This is a genomic window from Paenochrobactrum pullorum (assembly GCF_041929845.1).
Taxonomy (GTDB): Bacteria; Pseudomonadota; Alphaproteobacteria; order Rhizobiales; family Rhizobiaceae; genus Paenochrobactrum; species Paenochrobactrum pullorum.
In genome coordinates this window covers 1-14,432 of sequence record NZ_JBHEEH010000003.1, presented here as the reverse complement: position 1 = coordinate 14,432, position 14,432 = coordinate 1, and the positions used below count along the sequence as shown (strand labels likewise).

General features: G+C 45.0%; 10 protein-coding genes and 3 pseudogenes. 11 read left to right on the top strand and 2 right to left on the bottom strand.

The features are described from left to right. Positions 1-16: 16 nt before the first annotated feature. Entirely contained in the window at positions 17-1,069 is a 1,053-nt protein-coding gene (locus JNC77_RS07795) for a sugar phosphate isomerase/epimerase family protein (protein WP_374831175.1), read from the bottom strand. A gap of 48 nt (positions 1,070-1,117) precedes the next feature. Further along, positions 1,118-1,446: pseudogene (locus tag JNC77_RS07790) on the bottom strand (hypothetical protein); the annotation flags it as partial. A 168-nt stretch (positions 1,447-1,614) separates the two neighbouring features. Here JNC77_RS07790 and JNC77_RS07785 point away from each other — a divergent pair. From JNC77_RS07785 to JNC77_RS07735, 11 genes and pseudogenes are all read left to right on the top strand, one after another. Then, a complete protein-coding gene (locus JNC77_RS07785; protein ID WP_374831173.1) occupies positions 1,615-2,895 on the top strand; it encodes an ABC transporter substrate-binding protein in 1,281 nt (426 codons plus the stop codon). Between the two features lie 17 nt (positions 2,896-2,912). Beyond that, positions 2,913-3,890, top strand: a complete 978-nt coding sequence (locus tag JNC77_RS07780; protein ID WP_374831171.1) for a carbohydrate ABC transporter permease — start codon at positions 2,913-2,915, stop codon at positions 3,888-3,890. Positions 3,891-3,892: 2 nt separating this feature from the next. After that, a complete protein-coding gene (locus JNC77_RS07775) occupies positions 3,893-4,735 on the top strand; it encodes a carbohydrate ABC transporter permease (protein ID WP_374831501.1) in 843 nt (280 codons plus the stop codon). A gap of 5 nt (positions 4,736-4,740) precedes the next feature. Beyond that, positions 4,741-5,823: an ABC transporter ATP-binding protein gene (locus tag JNC77_RS07770; RefSeq protein WP_374831169.1), complete on the top strand. Its 1,083-nt coding sequence runs from the start codon at positions 4,741-4,743 to the stop codon at positions 5,821-5,823. Further along, entirely contained in the window at positions 5,783-6,556 is a 774-nt protein-coding gene (locus JNC77_RS07765) for a ThuA domain-containing protein (RefSeq protein WP_374831167.1), read from the top strand. Before JNC77_RS07770 ends, JNC77_RS07765 begins: the two co-directional genes overlap by 41 nt. A 36-nt stretch (positions 6,557-6,592) precedes the next feature. Beyond that, entirely contained in the window at positions 6,593-7,612 is a 1,020-nt protein-coding gene (locus JNC77_RS07760; RefSeq protein ID WP_374831165.1) for a Gfo/Idh/MocA family protein, read from the top strand. A gap of 18 nt (positions 7,613-7,630) precedes the next feature. Next, positions 7,631-8,986: a glycosyltransferase family protein gene (locus JNC77_RS07755; RefSeq protein WP_374831163.1), complete on the top strand. Its 1,356-nt coding sequence runs from the start codon at positions 7,631-7,633 to the stop codon at positions 8,984-8,986. 11 nt (positions 8,987-8,997) lie between these two features. After that, positions 8,998-10,284 (top strand): glycosyltransferase family 2 protein, encoded by a 1,287-nt coding sequence (locus JNC77_RS07750; protein ID WP_374831161.1) that lies wholly within the window; start codon positions 8,998-9,000, stop codon positions 10,282-10,284. Positions 10,285-10,320: 36 nt separating this feature from the next. Further along, entirely contained in the window at positions 10,321-11,757 is a 1,437-nt protein-coding gene (locus tag JNC77_RS07745) for a radical SAM protein (RefSeq protein WP_374831159.1), read from the top strand. Positions 11,758-11,917: 160 nt separating this feature from the next. Further along, positions 11,918-12,943, top strand: a pseudogene (locus tag JNC77_RS07740) (IS110 family RNA-guided transposase). Between the two features lie 341 nt (positions 12,944-13,284). Further along, positions 13,285-13,966: pseudogene (locus JNC77_RS07735) on the top strand (IS6 family transposase). Positions 13,967-14,432 lie beyond the last annotated feature (466 nt).

Sequence of the window (14,432 nt, the reverse complement as noted above, 5' to 3'; positions counted from 1 at the left end):
TCGGCGAAAGCTTCGATCAAAGACCAAGCATCTTACGGTTGGCTGCTTCATCAGTGCCCGCATTGGCAAAATCATCGAAAGCATGTTCAGTGACCCGAATAATATGATGCTTGATGAAATCCGCGCCCTCACGCGCACCTTCTTCCGGATGTTTGATCGCGCACTCCCATTCCAGAACAGCCCAGCTGTCGAAATCATAAGCCGTTAGTTTGGAGAAGATGCTGCTGAAATCCACCTGCCCATCACCAAGCGAACGGAAACGTCCCGCACGATTGACCCAGCTTTGAAAACCGCCATAGACGCCCTGTCGGCCGCTCGGGTTAAATTCAGCATCCTTAACGTGAAACATTTTGATGCGCTGATGGTAAATGTCGATAAATTCCAGATAATCAAGCTGCTGAAGTACAAAATGCGACGGATCATAGAGCAGATTGGCGCGCGTATGATTATTCACGCGCTCTAGGAACATCTCATAGGAGATGCCGTCATGCAGATCTTCACCGGGATGAATTTCGTAACAAATATCCACATCATTCTCATCCGCATAATCAAGTAGCGGTGTCCAGCGCTTTGCCAGTTCGTCAAAAGCGGTTTCCACCAAACCGGCGGGGCGTTGGGGCCAGGGATAAACGTAGGGCCAGGCGAGTGCGCCGGAAAAAGATGCCATTGCATTTAGGTCTAAACGCTTGGATGCACGTAATGCCTGCCGCACCTGATCATTCGCCCATTCCATTCGTGCCTGCGAATTGCCACGAACACTTTCAGCTGCAAAACCGTCAAATGCAGTATCATAAGCCGGATGAACGGCAATCAACTGCCCCTGAAGATGCGTTGATAGTTCGGTAATTTCCAAACCATGCGATGCCGCTATGCCTTTGATTTCATCACAATAGGATTGTGAATCTGAAGCTTTCTCCAGATCAAACAGACGCTTGTCCCAAGTTGGTATTTGTACGCCTTTATAACCAAGTGATGCAGCCCATTTGCAGATTGCATCGAAAGAATTAAAAGGAGCGCTGTCGCTTACAAACTGCGCCAGAAATATCGCTGGTCCTTTAATCGTTTTCATCATCCCACTCCCATTTTTTGCGCTTAAAAGTTGCTGAAAATTTACCTGTCAGACATAGCGGTTTACGATCTTTTCCAAGAGTTCCTGTCTGCCGGAAACCGGTCGCGGCTCAATTTTACTAGAGCGTGTCGCACTTAATCGTATCCACCGTGCTCGCTCTAGCGTTTTGTTTTTACGCATGTCTTTATCCCAAAACCGGTGCCCACTTTTGGGAGACATGCTTTAGTGTGAATATAAGGGGCAATCTCTTTCAGCGCTTGCTTACCTTTGAGCATAGCTTGTGACGGCGGCTTGTTCCATCCGGCATAACGGTCTTGCAAAAGGACGCAGAGAGCCTGATCCTCAATCATTTTGGCTGCGCCTTTAAGGCCAAGTGCACTGCAGGGTAGTGATGGGTTCTATTCTGCCACATCAAGGCCGACGCGCCCCACCCAATCAATACCCACCAAGAAATAACAATAAAAAATTGGGATACTAAAGGGTAAATTATCGTCTATCATTTATGCAGATACTTAAATTTGATGTAATTTTATGTGAAAATGAATATGTTTATCAACTGCTCAAAAAATATTTTTCATCAAATAACGGCTTTAATAGTCTTAATTTTTTTATCTGGACCTGTAATAGCCGCAGAATTGACTATTGCTTCCGGTGATACCGGAAACGGTCAGGCATTGTTGCGCAAGCAATTGAATGATTTTGAAAAAGCCACCGGCAATAAAGTCACAATCGTCGATATGCCATCTAACTCTTCTGATCAGTTTACCCAATATCGGCTTTGGCTGGCAGCGGGTAATACGGATATTGACCTTTATCGTACCGATATTGTCTGGGCTCCGCAACTGGCGAACCAGTTTCTGGATCTGACCAGTGTGGCCAAAGATATTATGGCAGACCATTTTTCATCAGCCATTCAAAGCCAAACGGTTGATGGTAGGCTGATTGCTCTTCCGCTTTTTGCAGATGCCGCTGTACTGTTTTATCGCAAAGATTTGTTGGAGAAATACCGAAAGCCTGTACCGAAAACCTTCAGCGAACTAACTGAAACAGCACAATATATACAAGATAAAGAACGTACCGCCGGCAAGAGAGGTATGAATGGCTATGTGTTCCAAGCCAATGCCTATGAAGGTCTCACCTGCACAGCATTAGAATGGATAAAGGCTTTCGGCGGCGGAAACATCATTGAAGAAAACGGCGCGATATCTGTCAATAATGACCACGCAATTGCAGCACTTGAAATCGTGCAAAGCTGGATTGGTTCAATCACGCCAAAGGGTGTACTGGGCTACGGTGAAGAAGAAAGCCGCGGTGTCTGGCAAACCGGCAATGCAGTATTCCTGCGCAACTGGCCCTATGTTTATCCGTTAAGCAACAATAAGGATAGCCCGATAAGTGGCAAAGTTGGTGTCACAGCTTTACCATCCGCGAAGGCGGGCGAAGCATCGGCCGCAGCGCTCGGCGGCTGGAATGTTGCGGTTTCCAGATATTCTCAGCATCCACAAGAGGCCATTGAACTTGCGAAATTCCTTGCGTCAAAGCAGGCGCAGAAAGAACGTGCAATTGTGCTCTCTTTGCTGCCAACAATCAGAGCACTCTACGATGATCCTCAGATAATCGAAGCGCAGCCATTGTTGGCACAGTGGAAGCCAATATTCGAAACAGCGGTTGCGCGTCCGTCTGCGCCGACAAAATCCAAATATAATGAAGTTTCCGCGTTGTTTTGGAGCGCTGTACATGACACGCTATCCGGAAACGGCACTGCGGCCGAAAATCTTGCACGACTAGAGGAAAAGCTCACTATTCTCAAAGGCAATGTCTGGTAATCGGAGATGTGTATCAAATGGGCACTTTAGTCAAAACGCCTTCGGAACGACTTAAAGGACCATTGCATCACACAGATCTGTTACGAAGCAGGCAGCGAATGGCTATACTGTTTCTCATGCCTGTCGGCTTGGTTTTAACGCTTGTGGCGCTATGGCCATTGTGCCGGACAATCTGGTTTTCTTTGACAGATGCGAGACTGACCGATCTTGGTGCCGCGCGCTGGATCGGGCTGCAAAATTATTTTTCATGGGTAGAGTTGCAAAGCGGACGGGTTGTCTATTCCGGCTTGATAACGGATATGGTGTGGTGGCAGTCCGTATGGAACACCGTTTATTTCAGTTTTGTTTCTATCTTTTTCGAGACAATCTTCGGCATGATTATCGCGCTTGTACTGGATTGCTCATTTAAAGGGCGCGGGCTTGTACGCGCCGCCATTCTCATCCCTTGGGCAATTCCTACAATCGTATCAGCAAGACTATGGGGATGGATGCTCAATGATCAGTTTGGCATTTTAAATGACCTCTTCATGCGCATTGGTATGATTTCGCATCCTGTTGCCTGGACAGCGAGTGCAGACACAGCGATGATTGCAGTAATTATTGTGGATGTCTGGAAAACCACGCCTTTCATGGCCTTGTTACTACTGGCTGGTTTACAAATGATCCCGCGCGAAATTTATGAAGCAGCGCGGGTGGACGGGGTGCATCCCGTCAAACAATTTTTCTGTCTGACCCTGCCATTGCTTCGTCCGGCACTGATTGTAGCAATTATATTCCGCATGCTGGATGCTATGCGTATTTTTGATCTGATCTATGTTTTGACGCCCAACAGTTCACAGACGAAAACAATGTCTGTTCTGGCGCGCGAAAATCTCATTGATTTTGACAAGTTTTCCTATGGTGCGGCGCAGTCAACGCTATTGTTTCTTATCCTCGCATTGATGACCATCTTTGTTTTGAGTTTTGGCAGCACAATCCTCCGGAAGGAGGAGTAATGATGGCCTTAGCCTTTATACTAACCTGCATACGGGTCTGCGCATTTTATTTTCTGGTTGCGCTTATTATCATAGTTGCCGTGTTTCCTTTTTATTATGCAGCAACCACCAGCCTGCAAACGGGAACAGCCCTGTTTGAAATACATTACTGGCCAGAAAATCTGTCATTGGCCAATTATTACGCTGTAATCAATATTGCCAATTTCCCACGCAACATTTTCAACTCTCTGTTCGTTGCCGGAATAGCCGTCTTATTATCGCTATTTCTCTCAGTATTGGCTGCCTATGCCTTATCCCGTATCAGGTTTCGTGGCCGCAGTCTGATCCTGATGGTTATCCTTTCTATCTCCATGTTTCCGCAAATTGCTGTCCTTGCCGGTCTGTTTGAAACGATCCGTTTTTTTGGTCTGTATAACCGCATTGCCGGCCTCGTTTTTTCTTACATGATTTTTACACTGCCTTTTACGGTCTGGATTTTGACTTCGTTCATGCGTGAATTGCCCGTCGAGATTGAAGAGGCCGCAATCATTGACGGGGCCGGCCCGTTGGTAATCGTTACACGTATTTTTTTACCCCTGATGTGGCCCGCTATGGTGACAACAGGTTTATTGGCCTTCATTGCGGCATGGAATGAGTTTCTCTTTGCGCTGACCTTCACTTCATCCTCTGAAATGCGCACAATTCCTGTGACAATTGCCCTGCTGACCGGCGTCAGCGGACATGAGCTTCCGTGGGGAAATATTATGGCGGCATCCACGCTTGTTACGATGCCGCTGATTATTCTTGTTCTGATTTTTCAACGTAAAATCATTTCCGGTCTGACAACCGGTGGTGTCAAAGGATAGATATCATGACACATATCCGGCTGGATAATCTTCGTAAATCCTACGGCGTACTGGAAGTTATCAAAGGTGTTAAACTGGAAATTGCGTCCGGTGAATTGATGGTATTCGTTGGCCCTTCAGGAAGCGGAAAGTCGACACTTTTGCGTATGATTTCCGGTCTTGAAGACATTACGGATGGCACACTTTTATTCGATGGCGATGTCGTCAATAAGCTGGTGCCTTCACGACGTGGCATAGCGATGGTGTTTCAGTCCTATGCTCTGTATCCACATATGACAGCCTATAAGAATATGGCGTTTGGTCTTAAACTGGCGAAATATGGCCGGCAAGAGATTGACAGGCGTGTGCGTGAAGCTGCCGAAATGCTGCAAATCACACCCTGTCTTGAATCTCTGCCGCGTCAGCTTTCCGGAGGTCAGCGCCAGCGTGTTGCCATTGGCCGCGCCATCGTGCGCAACCCGCGGGTGTTTCTGTTCGATGAGCCATTGTCTAATCTTGATGCAGCTCTTCGTGTTGCGACGCGTATAGAAATAACAAGGTTAAAACAGAAAATGCCGCAAACAACCATGATCTATGTTACGCATGATCAGGTTGAAGCTATGACGCTTGCCGACCGCATATGCATCTTGCAGTGCGGCAAAATCGAACAGGTCGGTACGCCCTCAGAACTCTACGATGCTCCATGTTCGTTGTTTGTTGCAGGATTTATCGGCTCCCCCAAAATGAATATTCTGAACGGACATTTTGCGGAGGCCTTCGGAACACGTATAGTCGGAATACGACCTGAACATCTCAGCCTCTCCCCCAGGCCTGCTAATTGGAGTGGCAGGGTTATTTTGCGCGAGAACCTCGGTGCTGAGGTCTACCTTTATGTTGATATAGGTGCAGATGAACCTTTGATCGTGCGGGCAGATGCGGCAGACACACCGGCAATGCAACAAACTGAAAAAACGGTACATATTACCGTAAAAAACAGCAAGTATCTCTACAGGTTTGACGCCAGCGGCCATTTTCTGGGGCGCGGCGTGAAAGAAGGAGGCAATCTGGATGACTATTCAAACGCTTGTTTGGGGAGAGAATGTTCATGAGCAGATCAACAGGCAAGTCAGTCAACTATATCCGGATGGCATGCATAGCCAAATAGCCAGACTACTGACTGAAGATAAAGATCTGGCCGTATCAACCGCGACATTGCAGGAGGATCAGCATGGCCTCAGTGAAGAGAAACTGGCGGTGACAGATGTTCTGATCTGGTGGGGACACCAGGCGCATGAACAAGTCGGTGACGAAATTGTTGAACGCGTTATCCATCGCATCTGGCAGGGCATGGGGCTGATTGTGCTGCATTCAGGGCATTTTTCCAAACTCTTCAAGCGACTGATGGGAACACCATGCTCGCTGAAATGGCGGGAGGCCGGAGAAAAAGAACGATTATGGGTGGTCAATCCTTCACACCCAATTGCAAAGGGACTACCGCAATATTTTGAACTTGAAAACGAGGAAATGTACGGGGAAGCCTTTGCAGTTCCTGAGCCCTTAGAAACCGTCTTTATATCATGGTTTAAAGGCGGCGAGGTCTTTCGCTCCGGCCTGACCTATAAGCGCGGAGCTGGCCACATATTTTATTTTCGCCCAGGGCACGAAACCTATCCAACATATTATAATAAGCATATCGGACATGTTCTGCGTAATGCCGTCCATTGGGCCCATAATCCAAACAGAGTCATGATGATTGCCGATGCCCCGAATGTACCGGCGGATAAGGCGCCAGAACATCTTACTGAAGAAAAACCTGTCCTGCGGAGTGATGCCGATGATTAAAGCACTTCTGCATCGTAAGAGATTCAGGAGAAGATTATGCGCTTACTGATCCTTGGTACCGGTTCGATGGCACATAATCATGCGGTGCATTTTAGTGCGATCAAAGGAGTGATAATCGTTGCGGCCGTCGATCTCAATATTATCCGGCTGCAATCATTCGGGCGGGCCCATTCCATCCCGCATTTATTCAACACACTGGATGAAGCAATAGCGTGGGGTGAGTTTGATGCGGTAGCGAATGCCACACCCGATGCCTGCCATTGTGCTACAACTTTGCAGGTACTGTCGGCAGGTAAGCATGTATTTTGCGAAAAACCGCTCGCTACAAATTATGCCGATGCATTGTCGATGGTCACAGCCGCACAAGAAACTGGTAAAGTCGGGATGGTTAATCTGAGCTATCGCAATATAGCTGAATTATCCAAAGCGCGGGATATGATCCGCACCGGTGTGATCGGTTCTCCGCATCATGTTGAAGCCTCCTATTTGCAAAGCTGGCTGGTATCAAAATATTGGGGTGATTGGCGTAATGACCCTGCATGGCTTTGGAGATTATCAACCAAACACGGCTCAAACGGTGTGCTTGGTGATGTCGGTATTCATATACTGGATTTTGTAACTTTCGGTGCTGATCTTGATATTGAAGCCATCTCCTGCCGTCTCAAGACATTCGACAAAACATTGGAAAACCGGAGTGAAGATTATGAACTGGACGCCAATGACAGCTTTGTCATGACAACCAGTTTTTCCAACGGAGCATTGGGGGTTATCCATGCCAGCCGCTGGGCGACGGGACGTATCAATGAACTGAAGCTCTCTGTTTATGGCGACAAAGGCGGTCTGGAGTTAAGGCACTGGCATCAGGGAACCAGTCTTGCGGTTTGCACAGGTGCGGACGTTGATGATGGCAACTGGCAACAGGTAGAGGCTCCGATGGTACGCACAACGTATCAGTGCTTTACTGATGCGGTGATGAAAGAAGGAACACAGGAACCATCTTTTGAACAGGCTGCAAAAATTCAGCGGCTGCTTGATATAGCGATGAATTCCCTGTGAGTTATGAGGATATTTGATATGAAAAATATCTGGATTATTTCTTTTGATGGGATAGTACTATCCGGAATTATCACCGAAGCACTCAAACTTGGGGCCGTTCTGAAAGAGAAGGGTTTTCATATCCTTCTTGATATTGGTTACGACATTAAAACGGATAAGGGAAACTTCGGTAAACCTTATGCAGGATTACAACGGTATTTTCCACGCTGGGTTGAGCTCGCACGCACTGCGGATGTCCATTTACTGAATGACTATAATGTTGATTTTTTGAACTGTGTATTTCGTGCGGTTAACACATCTGGACCGTTAAAATTAAAAAATCCGGATTTGCATAAACAAATAGAAAATATCTCGGATGTTCTCTCTCATAGTATTTGTGATTGCTGGCGACGTGAAAATATAGATTATATTATTGTCGAGAATGGAACGCTGCCTGAAAATGTTATTTTTACGAAAGCATTGTATAAAGCGATTGATACATATGGAAGAGAATTTAAATTAAAAAAATTCGTTATCTGGCGAGACCATGACCTGATGTGGAGCAGTGAAACTGCTATACAGAAATATGGTACTGCGCCATATTACAATGCTATAAAGCCTACGGTTTCTCCGTTCATCCACTATGTGACACTCCACGATGCAGCTGCATCGAAGATGAGGCAATGGGCTGGCTCGGATATTGATCTCACCGTTTTGCCGAATACCTATAAATTTAAAGATTGCAAAGATGCCGGGTTTGTACGGCCATTCCTCAAGATTAAAGACACGGATATTATTCTTACCAGATCCACCCGTTTAATTCCTCAGAAACGGATAGACCGGGATATTCATCTGGTTAGCCATCTGCGACAGCGTTTTTCTGCACAAAACAAAGAGGTATATTTACTGATTTTGGGTGACACAAAGGAAAATATAGCCTGTACTTCGGATCTCATTTTGCTGGCGGATCGTCTCAAAATTACTAAAAACATATTGTTTTTAGGCGAATTACCGTTTACATTAGATAATTCTAATAATGAAAAATTCTCCGTTGAAACAATCATTTTAGTATCAAATGCCGTCTCTTTTCTGACGTCTTATGATTATGACAGTTATGGTAATCCAATCGGCGAAGCGATTTCTTTGGGCCGATGCTATCTCACGACGCGTTACGAATATTACGATACTGTTTATGGCAGTCAGGGATATTTGGCGCCGGTCATGGAAATAACCAAAGAGCAGGATGGTTTACCGGATGAGACATTTATTGATGATGTCTACGCATTGTTGAATGCGCCGGAAAGAATGAAAGCCTATGCAGGATTTAACTTTCAGACAGGTAAAAAGCATTTATCAGACCGAGTATTACATAAATTTTGTGAGTTTTTTCAATAATTGGCACGATTATGTATGAGATGAAGGATCAAATACGACTATCAATCGTTGTTCCGGTTTTTAATGAACAAGAGATGATAGTCCATGCTCTTGAAGCGCTCTATCATCAATATGATGATAGAGCTTTGGTTGACCGTGACCTTTATGAGCTTGTGACTGTTGACAATAATTCAACAGATAATTCCGTTGCAGAAATTCAGGATTTTCATGTCCGACACCCGGATTTTAATCTCTATTGTATCTCAGAAACCATTCAAGGCGTTTCCTCCGCACGCAAAAGAGGAATGGACTGGGTTATCCAGCGGTCTCGCCAACGGGATCAACACACATTGGGAAGCGATAAATTTTATATATTGTCCGCAGATGCCGATTGCGTTGTCGATAAGCAGTGGCTCTACAAATTATACAGTAAGATGATTGAGGATGATGCCGATCTTGGCACATGCAATTATTATTACGATAAAAATCATTTTCACAGCCGTCCTAATCTATGGCAGCAAATCGAAAAAACACTCCGTTGCAGAGCCTTTGCATTCACTCTCTTTGGCGGATTTCCGGATGGTAAAGGTTTCGCTGTTGAGAGGGAAAAATATGAAACCGTTGGCGGAATAGAAATCTTTTATCAAATCAAGAATGGCTGTTTCGTACAGCATTTATCAGATGACTGGGATTTTGGTATCAAGATCGTTGCCAGTGGTGGCAACAATACTTACGCGCATCACGCCAAAGTGCAGATCAATAGCAGACGTGTGGATTTGCTCCTCAATGAAGTTATACACGGAATTGCTTATGGTTCTGGCGGAACCATCGTTATGAAAGATGTACGAACAATTTCTGATAACAATCTTCAAGATGATTTAAGTGATGAGCAGGCAGCTTTAGCATGGGATTATTCTATAAAAGACTTTATTCCAAAGAATATTATATTGCCATTACTATTAAATCAGAAGCTTTACAATAATGAAAATGTCATCGATTTCTTTGACATTGATCTGTTAAGTAATATTGTTAATCGAATTGAAGAAATTAAGGCTGAGACAGGAATATTAAATTTCAAACCAATTCACTTGTATAAAACCCCGTCATATCGGCTTTATTTTGAATTCAGAGATGAGATATTTGCTCGTTTGCGGCAATATATCGGAAAGGATATAGGGTATCCTCCTAAGTTACCTGATTGTCTTGATGATGTTTTACGATCTCATCCTGATGCGTTTAACAAGTATGTTTATTATTATTGCGAGGATCGGGAATCCGGCAATGCACATAATTACTTTGCGAATGGCGGTGTCTTCTAAAAACAATTGAAAACATATCTCCAGATTGGTGAAGCTATGAAGAATATTAGTGAAGCATTATCATCTTTGAATATTCTTGATCCACATTATCCGCGGCCGTTGGTGACGGATATATTGGAAAAACCGGAAAACAGTGATCTGCTCCAGTATGTGTACAGAGATCCGTTTGGCGCTCATGTTTTTCCCGGAGATATCGACAATTATCCTGTAGCGAAGTTTTTCTCAGATTTAAATCATACGCTCAAGCAAAATAATCCAATCCATTTATGGGCTTACATTCCGACTTGTCGCTATCGCTGCCATTTCTGCCAATTTCCGATCGTTCTGGTTAACCCAAAGGATCCTAAATCACGGGATATGTATGCCAGAGTGATCGACCTGAATATTTTGGAAGCAAAATTGTGGTTGCAGGCAGTTCCATATTTAGCTGATGTTCCAATTGGTGAATTTAATCTGTTTGGCGGCACCCCCTCTTTGTTACCCGTTGAGGAGCTGGAAAGACTGCTGCAATTCTATCGCACACATTTCAACTTCAGCGAAGCAACTTTACGCATCGAAGGCGAGCCCGGCAGCTTAACTTTGCCTTTTCTAACAGCCGCTTCTCGTCTGGGAATTACAAAAATCTCTTTTGGCGTTCAGTCATTCTCGGATGAGGTTATCCGGTCATCAGGCAGGATGCACAATAGTCAGGACTGCTTTGAAGCGGTACATAATGCCAGAATGGCGGGCTTTGAGTGGATCAGCGTTGATTTGATTTACGGATTACGCAATCAAAATGTCGATCTGGTACGGCAGGATATATTAAAAGCGCGTGAATTAAATTTAGAACATCTTGTCTGCACAAAATTGCATCTTGAGGATTTTATGAAGACCCGAACCGGCGTTTCCATGCAACGTCCGTCATTCTGGCAAAAGAAGCTACAGAAAAAGGAGGAGCAACCAAAAACACATCTTCCAAGCCTTGGCGAGCAATACCAAATGCGTGAAATCATTGATGAATTATTGCTGAACGATTATAATGAGCATCCTAATATGTATTATTATAAAAAGGGCGCCAAGCCAGAGAAGTGGAAAGGAATAATTACAGATCAGGATAAGCAATTTCCGGAGGTTGCAATTGGTCTGGGAGGAAGTTCGAAGTGCCGCAGATCAGAGGCAGTGAATTACACTGAGTTCTCAGATTATGAAAATTCCGTCGTTAATGGTAAAATACCTATATTATCCGTTAAGGGTATTTCTCCCGCAAGACAGGAAATCATATCTTTTAAAATGGCACTTTCCACATGCCAGCCTATCCTGGATGAAATACATAGAGAAAAATTCAATGGTAATTCTTTTTTTAATAATAAATATATATCGAATAATTTGACTGATTTGAATAATAAAAATTTGATTGTAATGAATTCTAATTCTGTTGAATTAACAAGGAATGGGAGAATTCTCTCTGAGGCTATTCTTAATAAAAATTTATAATATAATATTGATATTATAAATTTGTATTTCACTGAAGCACTTTCGGCTTGAAGCCGGAAGGTTCAAGGGAGGCGAATTCTGGCCCGGATGGGGTTGACGCGCCCCGACAGCCTTAATGTGGCATAATGGCGGTGTTGAACACCATTTAAAGGTGGCGTCCATGGAAAAGATTACCACTATTGGTCTGGATTTAGCGAAAAATGTATTTCAGGTTCATGGTTGTGATGGAGCTGGAACTGTGCTTTTACGCAAGAAACTGCGGCGCGATCAATTATCCGAATTTTTTAGCAAGCTGCCAGCATGTACCGTTGCAATGGAGGCATGCGCCATCAATCACTATTGGGGTCGGGAGATCGGCGACCTTGGCCATACTCTTGGGTTGATCGCACCTGTTTATGTCAAGCCGTTTGTAAAACGCCAAAAGAATGATTCCGCTGATGCAGCGGCAATCTACAAGGCAGTTCTATGCCCAACAATGCGCTTTGTTGCTGCAAAAAGTCAGGGGAGCCAGGCTTCAGCACTTGCGTTCCGAGTGCGCGATCTTCTCGTGCGACAGCGCATGTAAATCATCAATGCATTACGCAGCCATTTGGCAGAGTTTGAGGTTATTGTTGCGCAATGTCCCTCCCATGTCAGCAAGCTGATTATTGCTGTGCAAGACCCGGAGAGAGATCTACCCGACATGGCTCGTCCAGTCCTTGAAGTGTTCGTAGAGATGCTTGGTGCCTTGGATCAACATATCACACTTTTAGATACTGAGGTAGCCCGTCGCACTAAACAAGATGAAGTCGCGCATCGTCTGATGACTATTGCCGGAATTGGTCCGGTCATCGCAACCGCACTAATCGCATAGGTACCTGCAGCGGCGACGTTCAAACGCGGGCGCGATTTCGCCACGTGGCTTGGTCTTACACCACTACAACACTCGACAGGCGGGAAACAGCGGCTGGGCAAAATATCGAAGATGGGAGAGCGAACGTTGCGTCGTCTACTCATTATCGGGGCAAGTGCTGTTGTACGATGGGCGACACGAAAGGGAAGTACACCCGGCTCATGGCCGGCACATATGCTCAAACGAAAGCCACCAATGCTGATAAGGGTCGCGCTGGCTAACAAGATGGCACGTATTGTTTGGGTGTTGATGGCAAAAGGCGGAATTTATCAGGCTCTGATCGCAGCAGGGTAAAAACTGTGACGATCAGGAGGTTGTCGGAGGTGTAAGAAGGTCAGAAGAAAAGATATGGCGTAACAGTCGATGAGACGAGATCAGGAAAACCAGATTGCGACACAGTGCTCAGCGCACGCGGTTTTGAATTGGACTTGATCTACAAACTCCCATAAAGGCCCGCCGCATGTAGAACGCTGCATCAGAGGCCGGATACATGTCAGCACCCGACTTACACGCGTAATAATTTCCAAAAGATTTTTCTTGCAACCAACGGGGCGTCCATACATGTCGCAAAGTTTTCAATTGGGCTGAGTTATCATATGAAATTATGTAGGAATTTAATAAGGCGGAAGCGCGTGATGGTCGATTTCAAAGGCGCACACTTTCCCAAAAGCGCCATCCTGCATGCGGTTTTCCTTTACGTCGCTACCCAGTTACATACCGTGAATTGCAAGAGATTCTTGATGAACGAGGCATCTCAGTTGACCATGCAACCCTAAACCGATGGGTTGTTCGCTACTCTTCGCAGATCGCTGTGCAAGCTCAGCTACGAAAACGCCGCACAACCAGTTCGTGGCGAGTTGACGAGACCTATATCAAGGTGAAAAGAAAATGGACGTATCTTTAGCGAGCTGTTGACGGCGATGGCCAAACGCTTGATTTCATGCTGTCTGAACGTCGGGATCTGGCCGCGGCGTGGCGGTGTTTCAAGAAGATCATCGTAACTAATGGCTTTCCCGAGAGGGTTGTCATTGACAAAAGCGGAGCCAATTTGGCTGGCCTTCAAGCTGTTAACACCATCCTTAAATTCACTGGACAGTCGATCCCATTGAAATCAGGCAGATCAAATATTTCAATAATATCCTTGATCAGGATCACCGCTTTATCAAACTGATCACCAAGCCAATGATCGGCTTCAAAGCTTTTCATTCTGCCGCAGCCACCGTCACGAGCATCAAAGTAGCCCACATGATCCGTAAAAACCAGTTTGCAAACGATAACCGCTCGCCATTTCAGGTCTTTGCTGAACTCGCAGCATAATTGAGTCCAGAAATATGGCCGCTTCTGAACCAATCAAAACTTTGCGACACAGCCCTTACAAGTTAGAGCCTCCGGCAAACCCAGTACGGTTCAAACTTCAAAGTGCGGCTCTTGAAATCATTCTTGGAGTGATCTTGAGCTTCTCAACAATAGCATTTAACAGCATGTAGATCTCCTCTTCCTGTATCACGAGACCAGCATTCAATATGATGATTAGGTAATCACTAATTTAAAAACTTTGTGACAAATCCGAATTCTTTTTGCAACAAAACCGTCTTAATATATTTATAAGTAATAAAAAAACGGAGTATAAAAACTCCGGTTTTTTATTTGAAATGGCTATCAATAACACCGCGCCTGAAACGTTTCAGTTGTTGTCAAAAACAATCCTGGCGGCGTCAGTTGCGGAGGTAACTGCGCTATTTTGAGCTCCTTACCATTTAAATCGAAACTGTTGATGTCGATA